Below are 14,837 nucleotides of genomic sequence, written 5' to 3' on the forward strand. Positions count from 1 at the left end.
CGGTCTCTGGCGGACGTCGGCATGCAAGTGCGCCGGCCCGGCCCGCAGGGCGGGCGCGGCGCGGGGGCGCCTTCTGGCCTGCAGCATACGCCCGGGGGTGCCCGGCCTCCACCCCCGATCAGGCCAGAGAGGTTGCAAATCGTGCCACCGCCGGACACACTGCCGCCATGCGCCAGCCCCCTGCCCTCGCCCGCCCTACCACCACGACCCAGCCCGTCGCCGCCACGCCCATGGCCTTCGTGCAGGCCATCGTGCAGGCCTATGCGCAGCGCGGCATGGACCCGGGCGGCGCGCTCGCAGCGGCACAAATCCCGCCAGAACGTGTGCATGATCCGGCCGCCCGCATCACCGCGCTGCAGATGGAGGCGCTGTCGGCCGCCGCCATGCGCGAGCTGGACGACGAGGCGCTGGGCTGGTTCTCGCGCCGCCTGCCCTGGGGCAGCTACGGCATGCTGGCGCGCGCCTCCATCAGCTCGCCCACGCTGGGCCTGGCGCTGCGGCGCTGGTGCCGCCACCATGCGCTGATCGCGGACGACATCGGCCTGCACCTGGATGGCGACGGCGCCACCGCCACGCTGGCGCTGGCCGAGCACCGCAGCCTGGGCGGCCTGCGGGAGTTCTGCATCGTCTCGGTGCTGCGCAATGCGCTGGGGCTGGCGTGCTGGTTCATCGATTCACGCCTGCCGCTGCTGGAGGCGGCGTTCCCGTTCGCGCCGCCGCCGCATGCCGAGGTGTACCCGCTGCTCTTCGGCGTGGCGCCGCGCTTCGGCGCGCCGCAGGCGCTGCTGCGCTTCGACGCGCGCTATCTCGACATGCCCCTGCAGCGCGACGAGGCCATGCTGCGCCAGATGCTGCAGCGCGCCCTGCCGCTGACCGTGCGGCAGTACCGGCGCGACCGGCTGCTGGTGCAGCGGGTGCGCCAGCTGCTGGCCCACGCGCCGGAGCTGGCCCATAGCGCGCAGACGCTGGCCGCGCAGCTGCACGTGTCGCCGCGCACGCTGCACCGGCAGCTGAAGGAAGAAGGCGCCTCGCTGCAGGCGCTCAAGGACGAGGCGCGGCGCCAGCGGGTGATGGAGCTGCTGCTGCGCACCGACCGGCCCATCAAGGCCATCGCCCAGATGGCGGGCTTCGCCAGCGAAAAGAGCTTCACCCGCGCCTTCCGCCACTGGATGGCGATGGCGCCCACCGAATACCGGCGGCGCCAGCGCGCGGCCGCGCTGATGACCCCGCCGGCCCTGCCGGCTACAGGCCGTAGCAGCGCCTGAGGCCGGCGTAGTCGTAGTAGTGGCTGCCGGGCGCGTAGCGCGCGGCCTCGCAGGCGGCGGGGAAGTCCACCTCCTGCTCGTTGAACAGCATCTTCACCAGCGTCACGCCCCAGGTGTCGCGCGCCACGTCCCACTGCACGTTGGTGGCCATGGGCGAGACGTCTTCGCCGCGCCAGGGGTTGCCGGCATAGGTGTAGGTGGAGGCCCGCGGCACGGGCGTGGCCGCATTGCGCAGGCCCAGCCGGGCGATGAAGGGGATCATGACCTCGGCATGGGTGAAGCGCAGGCGGGCGGCGTGGCCCATGTCGCCCTGGGCGATGCGGCCCACTTCGTCGAAGAAGTCCTGCAGCAGCGCCTGCGTGAAGCGGGTGGTGACGCCGCCGTACTCGGTCGCGGCCGGGCCCTTGCCGTAGAAGTCGTCGATGTCCTGCAGGTAGGCGAAGGTCGGCGCATGCTCCAGCGGCATGTAGGGGCTGAAGTCCAGGCCGCCGGTTTCGGCCTTCATGCCGGGGGCGATGATGTAGAGCTCGTAGAGCAGCGCGGCGGCATCCACCGCGCTCTGGATCCGGGTCTTGCCGTCGCCCGTCAGCGTGCTGGTGAAGCGGCCGTCGGCGCTGGCGAACGTGCGCTTGCCGTTGTTGGAGAAGCTGTAGGTGCCGGCATCGAGCTTGTCGATGAAGGCGCCGGTGAAGAGCCGCTCCAGCACGGCGCGGGCATGGGCGCGCACCTCGGGCGCATTGCGCGCGGCGGCCACCTTGGCGGCGGCCTCGGCGCCGAAGCCGGCCGCATCCTTGGCGGCGGCGTAGCGCTGGTAGTCCTGGCTGGCGGCCAGCACGGCGGCATGCACGGCGTTGCCATCGGTCACCGCATCGGTGCTGGTGGAGAGCTTGTGCGGATAGAGCTGGTAGCGGTCCACCACGGCCGGTGCGATGGCGGCGGCCGCAGCCGGCGCCGAGGCGGCCAGCGACGCGGCGAAGAACTGCGAGCTGTCCACGGCGCGGTCCTGGCCGGAATTCAGCACCTCGATGGCCCGCGCGCGGCCCTGGTAGCGCTGTCCGGAGAAGAGATCCGGGTCGCGCTGCACCAGGCGGGCGGCCAGCTGGCGGTGCTCGGCGATGCCCACCTGGGTGAGGTTGCCGTAGCCCGGCGTGCTGATGCCGGCGACGCCCCAGCCCAGAACGAAGTTGGCCTGCATGATCGTCTGCACGTCCGGGCCCAGCTGCTGGCCCAGGGCGGTGAGCGCGCCATCGGCCTTGGCCCGCGTCCACATGTTCAGCACCGCGTCGTCGTACTTCAGGCTGGACAGGCCGCGCGAGCCGTGCCGGGCGACGAGTTCGGCATACACCGTGCTGAAGCCGGGCGGCGGCGCTTCGTAGCTCGCCAGCGACTGGCGGGGCTGGTAGCCCGTCTTGGTGGCGTAGAAGCCCGAAGAGGCCGCGGCCGGCGTGCCGTCGCCCCCGCCGCCACAGGCGGCAAGCGAGAAGGTGGCGGCCAGGCAGGCCCAGCGAAGGGAGGAGAGGAAAGAAGAAGGCATGACGGCTGCAATGGCAGAGGAACCCACGGAACCCGCCAGCCTAGGGCAGGCCCGTGGCAGCGTCATGACAGAAAGGCGCGGCCAGCGCCCCGGCGCACGCCTCAGGCCGCGTCCAGCAGGCCCGGCAGCTCGTCCATGCGCGTGATGATCTTTTGGGCACCGGCGGCCCGTAGCGCCTCGGCCACGTCGTGGCCCGGGCCGCCGGGGCTGTAGCCCACCACCGTGGCGCCCGCGGCCACGCCGGCGGTGACGCCCGTGGCCGAATCCTCCACCACCAGGCAGCGCGCGGGCGGCACGCCCAGGGCGGCGGCGGCGGCCAGATAGACGTCGGGCGCGGGCTTGGTGCGCGGCATCTCGTGGCCGCTGAAGACCTGGCCCGCGAAGAGCGGAGCCAGCCCGGTCTTGGCCAGCTGCAGCTCGACCTTCTCGCGGTCGGCGCCCGAGGCGCAGGCGATGCGCCCGCCCAGCCGCTCGCGCACGGCGGCCACGGCCTCGGCCGCGCCGGGAATGGCCTGCAGCTCCGCGGCCAGCGCGACGTTGCGGCGGGCGTAGAACTCGGCCATCCATGCATCGGTCAGCGGCCGGCCGGTGTGGGCCTCGATGCGCGCGGTTTCCGCACGCACGGCCTTGCCCAGGAAGATGCCCATGCACTCTTCGTGCGTCATCTCCCAGCCGGTTTCGGCCAGCAGGTCGCGCAGCACGCGGTGGGTGATGGGTTCGCTGTCCACCAGAACACCATCGCAATCGAACAGCACCGCATCGAAGGCCAGCATGTCAACGTCTTTCCCAAAGAGGTTCAAAGAAAAAAAGAAAGCGCCCGAAGGCGCCTCTGAGTATGCGTCAGCCCGGTGGTGGCGCCGGGCCGGACGACCTTGCTGCCGTCATCAGTTCGGGAAGGCGATCCCCGCCAGCGGGCTGCGCAGGCTGGCCGCGTTGCGCGCCGACAAGGTGTAGACGCTGCGGTCATCGGTCGTCAGGTCGCTCACGAAGAAGAGGCCCTGGGCGGCGAGCTGGTTCATGGCGGCCAGCTTCTGGCTGGCCGAAGCCTGCAGGCTGACGGCGGCCAGGTCGTAGTCGATGGGGCCGTTCTGCGCCGAGCTCTTCTCGAAGACCTGCGCGGACGCCTGGCCCTGCAGCACGAACGTGCCCAGATAGAACCGGCCCTGGGCGCCCTGCTCGTTCAGCCGCTGGCGCAGCGCGTCCCCCGAGGCCATGCCGCCGGAGCCGGAGATGGGGATCACGGTGTAGGCGTAGGTGGTGGCGCTGGAGTCCTTGGCGTAGAGATTGAAGCTGTCCGGGCCCGCGCCGAAGGGGCCGACCAGCCGGTAGCCCCGGGCGCCCTCGGCATTGAGCTGGGCCTGGAAGGCGTCGCTGCCCAGGCTGCCGGAGATGGGCAGCCGTTCGTAGGAATAGGTCACGCTGCGGGTCGTGTCGCGCACCGTGAGCAGGCGGATGCCCGAGGCGTCGGACAGATAGGGCGCCTTGAAGGCGAAGCCGCGCGCGCCCTGCTGGTTGAGCTGCGCCACCAGGGCATCGCCCGAACTGGCCTGGGCGACGAACTCGTAGGCCAGCCGCGAGCCGCTGTGTGCGGTATCGGAGACGTAGAAGTCCGTGCCCGTGCTGCCGCTGCCGGTGGACTGCGTTCCGATGAAGGCGTAGCCGCGCGAGCCCTGGTCGTTGAACGCCGCGAGTGCCGCAGCCCCCGAGGCGGCGGGCTGCATGGCGTACTGGCCGGTGACCTGCTGTGCGGGCGCGCCCCCGCCACCGCCGCTTCCGCCACCATTGCCGCCGCCTCCGCTGCTGCCGCCATCACCCCCGCCGGGAGCCGTACCCACGCCGCCATCGCCCCCTCCCCCGCCTCCACACGCAGCCAGGCAGGCGGCCAGGACGAGAGACGCAGCGCGACGGGTCATCGGAAGAGAGATCATGAAAAATCCTTGGTTGACATCAGGGTTGGACAGCCGGCAGCCCCGTTGCGGCACGGCAACAATGCAGCGCCGCGATACCCGGCAGAAAGAATTGTTTGCAGCCCGCGCCACTGGCCGACACCCCCCTGGGGCCGGGTTTTTGTTACACACTGCAGACCGATGCGTTCACCAGGCAGGCCCTGCCGGGACCGGCGCTGAACGCCCGAGTCCGCCTTGCACGAGCCCTGTGCCGAACTGCCGCTGCAGGCCCACGCCTTCGGCCCTTGAACTGGATTGCCATGAATTCCACCGCGCCCTGCCCCCTCCCGGAGCCGCGCTATGCCCTGGTCCTGGACGACCACCCTCTCGTCGCCCGTGGCATGAGCGAGTTCCTTCGCCAGCTGCCCTGCCTGCAGGATTCCGTCTTCGTCAACACCACCGAAGAGGCGCTGCGCACCATCGCCACGCGCGGCCAGCCCGCGCTGACGCTGATGGATTTCTGGCTCGCCGAGGGCCCCACCACGCACTGCGTGCGCGACCTGCTCGCGCTGGCGCCGCAGACGCGGGTGCTGATGGTGAGCGGCGACAACCACCCGGGCATCGCGCTCAAGGCGCGCAGCTGCGGCGCGCACGGCTTCATCCACAAGCAGCGCTGCCCCGAGGTGTTCGCGCAGGCGGCCACGGCCGTGCTGCAGGGCGGCATCTGGTTCGACGAAGAGATCGTCGCCTCGCCCGGAGCGCAGCTGCGCGAGCTGCCGATGTCGCCGGCCGAGCTGGGCCTCACGCCGCGGCAGGGGCAGATCCTGGCGCTGCTGCTCGAAGGCCTGCCCAACAAGCACATCGCCGCGACCCTGAACCTCTCGGAGCACACGGTGAAGGAGCATGTGACCGCCCTGCTGGGCAAGCTGGGCGCGCGCAACCGGGTGGAGGCCATCTCCCGCCTGCGCGGCGTGCGGCTGGAATTCCAGGCGCAGGGCCTGGCGCCGGCCGCGAGCTAGAGCGACGCGCGGCGCGCAGCCGCTGCCAAGCGCTTCAGGGGCCTGCCCGCCCCCGTTCGGCGCAGCCGCAGCGACATGCTTGCTTAGAACGTGTTTACGATCTCCCAGGGGTCGCGCAGCTACGTCGGCGGGATGGGATGCAAGGCGCGGTGCGCAGTGGATAGCTCGGGCTATCCACAAGCGCCGCAACGCCGCAGACCGCCCGCCGACGTAGCTGCCCTTCGGGTTGGAGCGAAATCGGGCGATTGGACGCCCCGGCTGCTTGCATGGGCATCAGCCCATGCGGCGCATCCGAAGCATCCACTCATCCCGATTGCGCTCCAACGCGATCCCCTGCGAGATCGTAAACACGTTCTTACAAGCGGCGCACGCTGCCTGCCACATCGCATCCTGCCGTGCCGCCGCCCTCCATGGCGGGGCGCCGCTACGGCGTATCGCTCTTGCCCTCGCCCGGCGGCTCCGCCACCGCAAGCCAGTGCGCCAGCAGGCCATACAGCAGCTCAGGCTCCAGCGGCTTGCGCAGCACCAGGTAGCCGTCTTCCTCCGCCCGGTCCACGCCTGCGGCGGCGTGCTCGCCGGTGAGCAGCGCGCCGCGCGAATGCCCGCAGCGCTGGAGCACGGCCTGCAGCACGGCCAGGCCGCTTTCGCCGCCGGCCAGCCGGTAGTCGCACACCACGGCATCGGGCGCATAGCCCTCGTCCAGCCAGGCCAGGGCCTGCGCGCCGCCGGCCGCTGCGCGCACCTGCACGCCCCACGACTGCAGCAGCCCGGTGAGCGCGGAGGTGACCTGGGGGTCGTCGTCCACCAGCAGGCAGCGCCCGGTCAGCGATGCGTCCGGCGGCACCACGGGCAGGTGCGCCGGCGCTGCGGCGGGGCGGATGCCGGGGCGCACGGCCGGCAGCTCCAGCCAGAAGCAGGAGCCGCGCTGCGGCGTGGACTCGAAGCCGTAGTCCGCACCCGTCAGCTGCGCGCCGCGCGCCACCACCGCCAGGCCCAGGCCGTGTCCCTCGGCCGTGGCCTGCACGCCGTTCTTCCCGCGCGCATAGGGCGCATAGATGCGCTCGCGGTCCTGCTGGGCGATGCCGGCCCCCGTGTCCCAGACTTCGATGCGCCAGCGGCTGCCGCGCAGGCGCGCGCCGAGCAGCACGCCGCCCGAAGGCGTATAGCGCAGCGCGTTCTGCAGCAGGTTGAACACCATCTGCCGCAGCAGGGCCGGATCGGCACGCACCCACGGGTCCTGGCTGCGCGGCAGGAAGAGGCGCAGCCTCAGGCCCCGGTGATCGGCATCGGGGCCGAAGATGCGGGCCGCGTCCTCGAAGACGGCGGCCAGCGCCAGGTCTTCGTGCCGCGCCGTGAATTCGCCCGACTCCAGCCGCGAGAGGTCGAGCAGCGCGTTGAACATGAAGCTCAGCGAGCGCACGCATTCCTGCACGTCGCGCAGCAGCGGCGAGAGCTGCGCGTCGGCATTGCGCTGCACTGCCGCCTGCACCAGCAGGCCCATGGCATGCAGCGGCTGGCGCAGGTCGTGGCTGGTGGTGGAGATGAAGCGGTCGCGCTCCAGCAGGGCGTTTTCGGCCTCCTCCTTGGCGAGGCGGTAGCGCTCGGCCAGCCGCAGGCGCTGGCGCTCCTGCTCCACCTGCTGCTCGATGAGCCGGCGCCCGCCCCAGGCGTGCCGCGCGATCACGGCGCCGTAGAGCAGCGTGAGCGGCAGCAGGTATTTCCAGCGCAGCGGAAAGGCCCAGGGCACGGCCACCGCCATGGGCACGAAGACCACGGCGTAGAAGCGCCAGAAGACCTGCGGCAGCGGCGCGACGAAGGTGGCGGTGGAGGCCAGGATGGCGCACAGGCAGATATAGACGACCAGCCGGAACTCCACCGTGCCGCCGTAGAGGCCGAAGCCCAGCGGCGCGATCCAGAACAGGCCGACGATGATGGCGGTGCGGGCGTAGTGCCGCTCCCAGCGCTGCACGGCCTGCGCCTGGATGAGCGGCGCGCCGCGCTGCATGCGGCGGCGCTGCCAGTTCAGCCCGCACGCGGCCATCACGAAGCCGGCCCAGCAGGCCCAGAGGCCCACATGGCCGGGCGCGAAGCCGTACATCCAGCACAGCACGCCGGGAATGACCAGCGCCGCGGCCTCGGTGGAGCCGCGCTCCGAGAGCGACAGCAGCAGCCGCCGCTTCATGGCCAGCTCCAGCTGCGGCTCGCCCTCGCCCGGCAGCAGGGAGGCCGACCAGGACGCCGGCGCGGCGTCGTCTTCCTGGGGAATCGAGGGGCTGCGTGGCATGGGCGAGGCGTGCAGGCTCGGCCGCGTCAGCGCAGGTCGCCGTCCACGTAGTACCAGCGGCCGGCGGTGCGCACGAAGCGGCTGGTCTCGTGCAGGCGGTGGGCGCGCCCGCCGGGGGCGCGCTGGCGGGCGACGAATTCGACCTCGGCACTGTCGGGCCCCAGCTGGCGGTGCGCGCGCACCTCCAGGCCCAGCCAGCGTGTGCCCGGGTCGAAGTCGATGGAGGCGGGGCGGTGGGCCGCATCCCAGGTGGCCAGCAGATAGGGGCCGTCTTCGCGCACGAAGGCGGTGTAGCGCGAGCGCATCAGGCTTTCGGCATCGGGTGCGGGACAGTCGTCCCAGTGGCCGAGGTAGCGGCCGCAGCAGTCGGCATAGGCCAGCGGGGAGCGGGTGCGGGCCGGGGTGCGGCCGCAGGGGCAGGGAGAGCGGGGGTCCAGGGACATCGGCGAAGGAAGCGGCGGGATCGGTGAAGGTCGGGCGGGCATTCTTGCATTGCGCAGGCCGGCCCCATTGCTGCCATGATGGCAGACCCCGCAGCGGCGGGATCAACGTCGTTCATGAGGAGATTGCACCGATGTTTTCGCTCAGCGTGCCCTGGTGGGAGTTCATCGTCCGGGGCGTGGTGGTGTATGCCTTCCTGCTCGTCTTCCTGCGCCTGACCGGGCGGCGGCAGACGGGCCAGTTCGCGCCGTTCGACCTGGTGCTGCTGCTGGTGCTCTCGAACGCGGTGCAGAACTCGATGAACGCGGGCGACAACTCGCTGATCGGCGGCCTGATCTCGGCCGCGACGCTGCTGATGTGCCATGTGCTGCTCGCGCACCTGACCTACCGCTTTCCGCGCCTGGCCGACCTGGTGGACGGCCGGCCCAAGGAGCTGGTCTATCAGGGCCGCGTGAACGAGGCGCTGATGCGCCAGCAGCTGCTGTCGGCCGACGACCTGGCCGCCGCCCTGCGCGCGGGCGGCTGCCGCCACCTGCACGAGGTGGAGAGCGCCACGCTGGAGGTCAACGGGCAGATCACGGTGGTGCTGCGCAAGCGCGATTCGGAGTGAGCGGCGCAGCGTGGCTGCGCCAGGGGATCATGTGCGCAAAAGCCCCGTAGCACGCTACCCGCCTTCGCATCAAGCTACTGAATAGATAGCAAACCCCGTCAGGCCAGCGCGCGCTGGATGAGGATCTTCTGCACGTCGCTCGTGCCTTCGTAGATCTGGCAGACGCGCACGTCGCGGTAGATGCGCTCGACCGGGAAGTCGTTCACCACGCCGTAGCCGCCCAGGGTCTGGATGGCGGCGCTGCACACGCGCTCGGCCATCTCGCTGGCGAAGAGCTTGGCCATGGCCGCCTCCTTCAGGCACGGCCGGCCGGCATCGCGCAGCGCGGCGGCGTGCCAGATGAGCTGGCGCGCGGCCTCGATCTGCGTGGCGCAGTCGGCCAGGCGAAAGCCCACGGCCTGGTGGTTGAAGATGGCGGTGCCGAAGCTCTCGCGCTCCTTGGCGTACTGCAGCGCCACGTCGAAGGCGCTGCGGGCCATGCCCACGCTCTGCGCGGCGATGCCGATGCGCCCGCCCTCCAGCGCGCCCAGGGCGATCTTGTAGCCCTCGCCTTCGGCGCCGATCAGGTTCGCGGCCGGGATGCGGCAGTCGTCGAACTGGATCTGCGCCGTGTCGCTGCTGTGCTGGCCCAGCTTGTCCTCCAGCCGCGCCACGCCGTAGCCGGGCGCGCTGGTGGGCACGATGAAGGCGCTCATGCCCTTCTTGCCGGCCGCCTTGTCGGTCACGGCGATGACGATGGCCACCTGCCCGTTCTTGCCGCTGGTGATGAACTGCTTGACGCCGTTGATGACGTATTCACCGCCCTGCTTCACCGCCGTGGTCCTCAGCGCCGAGGCGTCGGAGCCCACGTGCGGCTCGGTCAGGCAGAAGGCGCCCAGCATCTCGCCGCGCGCCAGCGGCGTGAGCCAGTCGCGCTTTTGCTCGGGCGTGCCGTAGCGCATCAGGATGGCGTTGACGGGGCAGTTGGTCACGCTGATGGCGGTGCTGGTGCCGCCGTCGCCGGCCGCGATCTCTTCGAGCACCACGGCGAGCGAGACGTAGTCCAGCGCGGCGCCGCCGTATTCCTCGGGCACGCAGATGCCGTAGGCGCCGAGCGCGGCCAGGCCCTGGTGAGCCTCCTTGGGGAAATGGTGCTCGCGGTCCCAGCGCGCGGCATGGGGCCAGAGCTGGTCCTGGGCGAAGTCGCGCACGGCGTCGCGGATCATTTCCTGGTCGGGGGTCAACAGCATGGTGAAGGTCTCCTGGTTCGGTCGTCTTGTCTTGTCGTGTCTTGGCCTGGATTCGGGTCTTGCCGCCGCAGCCGCCTACCAGCGCTCGGCCCGGCGGCCGTCGTGGTGCAGCAGGCGGCCCCGGTCGGCGGGGGTGATGCCGGCGATGGTGGCGATCAGCCCGGCCACGCTGCGCTCCACCGTCAGCGGGGCGCCGGCGCCGCCCATGTCGGTCTGCGTCCAGCCCGGGTCGAGCGTGACCAGCGTGGCGCGCGGCCAGGCGGGCTGGGCCGCCGCCACGGCCATGTTGAGCGCGGCCTTGCTCACGCGGTAGAGCCAGGCGCTGCTGCCGGCTTCGCTGATGAGCGACATCTCGCTGGAGAGAAAGCCGAACACGCCGCCCGCCTCTTCCACCAGCGGCGCCACCTGGGGCAGCGCCTGCATGGCGCCCAGCACGTTGGTGTGCATGACGCGGTCGAAGGCCTCGCGCGTGGGCGGGGTGGCGGCGCCGTGGTCGTCCCACAGGCCGGCCACGTAGAGCGCCACGTCGATCTTCTCGCCGTCGAGCTGCCAGGCCAGGCCGCTCACGCTGGCCGGGTCGCTCACGTCCACGACGAGCGCCTGCGCGCCCAGGGCCTGCACGCGCTCGCGGCCGGCGGCGTCGCGCACGGTGGCCACCACGCGCTGGCCGGTTTCGCGGTACTGGCGCACCAGCTCCAGCCCGATGCCGCGCGAGGCACCGATCACGAGGACGAGGGACATGTCGATTTCCTTCCTGCCGCGTTGCCGCGGGTTGTGGGGCTCATTCAGAGCCTTTTCGGCCTGCAGCGCTCTCGAATCAAGCGCATGCAGCTATTGAATTCATAGCAATCAGATCTCGCCCTGCTCCTGCGCGATCTGCCGCGCATAGCGCTCAACCATCGCTTCCTGGGCCTCGGGCGGGGCGGTATTGCCGGACTGCGCGTGGATCATCTGGTTGAGCGTGGGCAGCACGCTGCGCTCGACCTGCGATTCGGCGCGCCACAGGCGCGAGCGCATCAGCGCCTTGGGGCAGTGCAGATAGGCCTCGCGCACCTGCACCTGCACGACCAGCCGGGGCGGCTGGCGCTCGGCGCCGAAGCGGGCGATGAATGCGGGCTCGTCGCGCAGGCAGGCCGTGCCGTTCACGCGCAGGGTCTCGTCCACGCCGGGGATGAAGAACAGCAGGCCGATGCGCGGGTCGTGCAGCAGGTTGGCGAGCGAATCGAGCCGGTTGTTGCCGCCCGCATCGGGCAGCAGCAGGTCGCCGTCCTCGCCCACCTGCACGAAGCCCGGCGGGCCGCCCCGGGGCGAAGCGTCCAGCAGGCTGCCCGCGCCGCCGCCGGTGGCGAGAACGCACAGAGGCGCAAGCGCGATGAAGCGGCGGCAGTGCGCGTCCAGCCGGTCCAGCTGCTTGCGCAGGGCCCGCTCGGCCGGCGCGGCATAGAGCGCGCGCAGCTGGGCTTCGGTGGTGATCATGGCGGCCGCCTTGTTTCTCGTGCGCCGGCCCGTCAGACCAGCTCGATGGCCATGGCCGTGCCCTCGCCGCCGCCGATGCACAGCGTGGCCAGGCCGCGCTGCAGGCCGCGGGCCTTGAGCGCATGGATCAGCGTGACCAGGATGCGCGCGCCGCTCGCGCCGATGGGGTGGCCCAGGGCGCAGGCGCCGCCGTTCACGTTGACGATCTCGTGCGGGATGTTCAGCTCCTTCATGAGCGCCATGGGCACGACGGCGAAGGCCTCGTTCACCTCCCAGAGCTGCACGTCGGCCACGCTCCAGCCGGCCTTGTCCAGCGCCTTCTGCGTGGCGCCCACGGGCGCGGTGGAGAACCATTCGGGCGCCTGCGCATGCGTGGCGTGCGACACCACCCGCGCCAGCGGCTGGCAACCCAGGCGCGCGGCGGTGGAGGCGCGCATCATCACCAGCGCGGCGGCGCCGTCGTTGATGCTGGAGCTGGAGGCGGCGGTGATGGTGCCGTCCTTCTTGAAGGCGGGCTTGAGCTGGGGGATCTTGTCCAGGCGGGCCTTGGCCGGGCCTTCGTCGGTGGAGACGACCGTCTCGCCCGCGCGCGTCTTGACGGTGACGGGCGCGATCTCGGCCGCGAAGGCGCCCGAGGCGGTGGCCGCCTGCGCGCGCTGCACGCTGGCGATGGCGAAGGCGTCCTGCGCCTCGCGGCTGAACTGGTACTTGGCCGCGCAGTCCTCGCCGAAGGTGCCCATGCTGCGGCCGGCTTCGTAGGCGTCCTCCAGGCCGTCGAGCATCATGTGGTCGAAGATGCGGTCGTGGCCCATGCGGTAGCCGCCGCGGCCCTTCTGCAGCAGGTAGGGCGCGTTGGTCATGCTCTCCATGCCGCCGGCCACGATGACCTCGTGCGTGCCGGCCAACAGCAGGTCGTTCGCCAGCATGGCGGCCTTCATGCCGGAGCCGCACATCTTGCTGAGCGTGACGGCGCCGGCGCTCTGCGGCAGCCCGCCCTTGAAGCCGGCCTGCCGCGCCGGGGCCTGGCCCTGGCCGGCCATCAGGCAGTTGCCGAACAGCACCTCGCCCACGGCCTCGGGCGCCACGCCGGCACGTTCCACCGCGGCGCGGATGGCGGCGCCGCCCAGGTCGTGCGCGGCCAGGCCGGCGAAGTCGCCCTGGAAGGCGCCCATGGGCGTGCGCGCGGCGCCGACGATGACGATGGCGTCGTCGGCCAGGGAGGAAGCGGTGTTGGAGGGGGTGGAAGTCATGCGGTGTCTCCTGCAGTCAAGGTGGATGGAATCAGGCGGGCACCGCTCTGGAAGCGGCGCTCCGCGTCGTAGGGGAAAACGTCGGACACCTGCCCGGCGCGGATGCGCGCCTGGTGGGCCTGCCAGAAGGCGGGGTCGAGCAGGTCGGCGTGGTGGCGCATGAAGGCCTCGCGCACGGCGGGGTTGCCGAGCAGGAAGGGCGCGAAGGTTTCGGGAAAGACGTCGCGCGGGCCCACGGGCCACCAGATCTCGCCGCTCATCTCGTCCTCTTCGTTGCGCGGCGCGGGCACGCGGCGGAAATGGCAGTCGGTGAGGTATTCGATCTCGTCGTAGTCGTAGAACACCACCTTGCCGTGGCGGGTGATGCCGAAGTTCTTCCACAGCATGTCGCCGGGGAAGATGTTGGCGGCCACCAGGTCCTTGATGGCGTTGCCGTATTCGACGACGCAGCGCTCGATCTGCTGCGCCGCGTCGGCCTGGCCGGGGCCGGCGTCGAAGGCTTCCTGCAGGTAGATGTTGAGCGGGATCATGCGCCGCTCGATGTAGAGGTGCTTGATGATGACCTCGGTGCGGCCGTCGCCGTCGCGGTCGCCGATCTCCAGCTGGCTGGGCGCGAAGCGCTCGATCTCGGCGATCAGCTCGTCGCTGAAGCGCTCGCGCGGGAAGGCCACCTCGCTGTATTCCAGCGTGTCGGCCATGCGGCCCACGCGGTCGTGCTGCTTGACCAGCAGGTACTTGCCCTGCACCTGCTCGCGCGTGGTTTCCTTGGGATGCGGGTAGAAGTCCTTGATGAGCTTGAAGACGTAGGGAAAGCTCGGCAGGTCGAACACCAGCATCACCATGCCCTTGATGCCCGGCGCGATGCGGAACTGGTCGCTGGAATATTTCAGGTGGTGCAGGAAGTCGCGGTAGAAGAGCGTCTTGCCCTGCTTGGCCAGGCCCAGCGCGTTGTAGAGCTCGGCGCGGGGCTTGCGGGGCATGAGGCTGCGCAAAAAGCGCACGTAGGCGCTGGGGATCTCCATGTCCACGAGGAAGTAGGCGCGCGCGAAGCTGAAGAGCGCGAGCAGGTCGTCCTCGCCGAAGAGCGCGGCGTCGATCACCAGCCCGCCGCCCGAGGGGGCGTGCAGCAGGGGCAGCGCGAGCGGGATCTCGGTGAAGCCGTTGATGAGCTTGCCGACCAGATAGGCGCCCTTGTTGCGGAAGAACAGGCTGGAGAGCACCTGGATCTGGAAGTTGGCGCGCAGCTTCATGGGCGCGATGTGCGGCTGCATGGCGGCCACCACGCGGGCCACGTCGCGCGGCAGGTCCTCGAAGCCGCAGGCGAGCCGGAAGTCTTGCACGATGCGCAGCAGCGTGGCCTGCAGGCCCTCGCCCGCCGGGTAGTAGGCGCGGTAGGTGGGGCGCGCGCCCGGGCCGTCGTTCTCGATGTATTCGGTGCTGGCGGCCGGCCGCACGAAGATGAAGTCGTTCTGGAAGTGCGTGCGGTGCAGGATCTTGGTGGTGACCGAGTTGAAGAAGGTCTCGGCCAGCTCGGGCTGGAAGTGGCCCACCAGCAGGCCGATGTAGTGCAGCTTGGCCTGCTGCCAGACCTCCATGGGCTGGCGGCCGGCGTCGAACTCCTCGTCGAGCCGGCGCAGGCATTCCTTCACGCGCAGGTCGTAGAACTCGATGCGCTCGCGCTGGGCGCGCTGCTGGCCGTGCCAGTCCTGCGCCTCGAAGCGCGCCTGCGCACCGGCCGATGCGTCGCGGAACAGGCGGTAATGGCGGTCGAAGCCGTCCATCATCGCCTGGGCGATCCCCCAGGCTTGCGGCGAATCGAGGCGCTGGGGAAACATGGTGGCCG

The 14,837-nt window shown here is 71.1% G+C and carries 13 protein-coding genes; 3 read left to right on the forward strand and 10 right to left on the reverse strand.

The features are described 5' to 3' along the window. Positions 1 to 167 precede the first annotated feature (167 nt). A complete protein-coding gene (locus BM070_RS13525; RefSeq protein WP_092939933.1) occupies positions 168 to 1,265 on the forward strand; it encodes an AraC family transcriptional regulator in 1,098 nt (365 codons plus the stop codon). On the opposite strand, the gene BM070_RS13530 is transcribed toward BM070_RS13525, so the two are convergent. The 3 genes from BM070_RS13530 to BM070_RS13540 form a co-directional block, all read right to left on the reverse strand. Beyond that, on the reverse strand, positions 1,243 to 2,799 hold the full coding sequence (locus tag BM070_RS13530; protein WP_092939934.1) for a histidine-type phosphatase: 1,557 nt from the start codon (positions 2,797 to 2,799) through the stop codon (positions 1,243 to 1,245). The genes BM070_RS13525 and BM070_RS13530 overlap by 23 nt on opposite strands. Positions 2,800 to 2,900: 101 nt before the next feature. Further along, complete coding sequence (locus BM070_RS13535; RefSeq protein WP_092940008.1) at positions 2,901 to 3,569, reverse strand: HAD family hydrolase; 669 nt, start codon at positions 3,567 to 3,569, stop codon at positions 2,901 to 2,903. A gap of 114 nt (positions 3,570 to 3,683) precedes the next feature. Further along, positions 3,684 to 4,634 (reverse strand): hypothetical protein, encoded by a 951-nt coding sequence (locus BM070_RS13540; protein WP_245785219.1) that lies wholly within the window; start codon positions 4,632 to 4,634, stop codon positions 3,684 to 3,686. Positions 4,635 to 5,005: 371 nt separating this feature from the next. On the opposite strand from BM070_RS13540, the gene BM070_RS13545 reads away from it, so the two are divergent. Continuing rightward, positions 5,006 to 5,704: a LuxR C-terminal-related transcriptional regulator gene (locus BM070_RS13545; RefSeq protein WP_092939936.1), complete on the forward strand. Its 699-nt coding sequence runs from the start codon at positions 5,006 to 5,008 to the stop codon at positions 5,702 to 5,704. A gap of 424 nt (positions 5,705 to 6,128) precedes the next feature. Here BM070_RS13545 and BM070_RS13555 read toward each other — a convergent pair whose 3' ends face one another. Together BM070_RS13555 and BM070_RS13560 are read right to left on the reverse strand one after the other, a co-directional pair. Next, the gene (locus BM070_RS13555; RefSeq protein ID WP_092939938.1) at positions 6,129 to 7,988 is read right to left on the reverse strand and encodes a hybrid sensor histidine kinase/response regulator; all 1,860 of its coding nucleotides are present in this window, start codon (positions 7,986 to 7,988) and stop codon (positions 6,129 to 6,131) included. Between the two features lie 26 nt (positions 7,989 to 8,014). After that, complete coding sequence (locus BM070_RS13560; RefSeq protein WP_092939939.1) at positions 8,015 to 8,431, reverse strand: YchJ family protein; 417 nt, start codon at positions 8,429 to 8,431, stop codon at positions 8,015 to 8,017. 131 nt (positions 8,432 to 8,562) lie between these two features. Here BM070_RS13560 and BM070_RS13565 point away from each other — a divergent pair, with 131 nt between their 5' ends. After that, positions 8,563 to 9,039 (forward strand): DUF421 domain-containing protein, encoded by a 477-nt coding sequence (locus tag BM070_RS13565; RefSeq protein ID WP_092939940.1) that lies wholly within the window; start codon positions 8,563 to 8,565, stop codon positions 9,037 to 9,039. Between the two features lie 98 nt (positions 9,040 to 9,137). On the opposite strand, the gene BM070_RS13570 is transcribed toward BM070_RS13565, so the two are convergent. The 5 genes from BM070_RS13570 to aceK form a co-directional block, all read right to left on the reverse strand. Then, entirely contained in the window at positions 9,138 to 10,268 is a 1,131-nt protein-coding gene (locus BM070_RS13570; protein WP_092939941.1) for an acyl-CoA dehydrogenase family protein, read from the reverse strand. Positions 10,269 to 10,343: 75 nt separating this feature from the next. Continuing rightward, entirely contained in the window at positions 10,344 to 11,009 is a 666-nt protein-coding gene (locus BM070_RS13575) for an SDR family oxidoreductase (RefSeq protein ID WP_092939942.1), read from the reverse strand. 108 nt (positions 11,010 to 11,117) lie between these two features. After that, the gene (locus BM070_RS13580; protein WP_092939943.1) at positions 11,118 to 11,744 is read right to left on the reverse strand and encodes a pyridoxamine 5'-phosphate oxidase family protein; all 627 of its coding nucleotides are present in this window, start codon (positions 11,742 to 11,744) and stop codon (positions 11,118 to 11,120) included. Between the two features lie 32 nt (positions 11,745 to 11,776). Beyond that, the gene (locus tag BM070_RS13585) at positions 11,777 to 12,994 is read right to left on the reverse strand and encodes an acetyl-CoA C-acyltransferase (protein WP_175518491.1); all 1,218 of its coding nucleotides are present in this window, start codon (positions 12,992 to 12,994) and stop codon (positions 11,777 to 11,779) included. Further along, positions 12,991 to 14,829, reverse strand: coding sequence for a bifunctional isocitrate dehydrogenase kinase/phosphatase (gene aceK / locus BM070_RS13590; protein WP_092939944.1), 1,839 nt, complete (start codon positions 14,827 to 14,829; stop codon positions 12,991 to 12,993). Before aceK ends, BM070_RS13585 begins: the two co-directional genes overlap by 4 nt. Between the last annotated feature and the right edge of the window lie 8 nt (positions 14,830 to 14,837).

Origin of the sequence: Paracidovorax wautersii, from assembly GCF_900113035.1 — a bacterium.
Lineage (GTDB): Bacteria > Pseudomonadota > Gammaproteobacteria > Burkholderiales > Burkholderiaceae_C > Paracidovorax > Paracidovorax wautersii.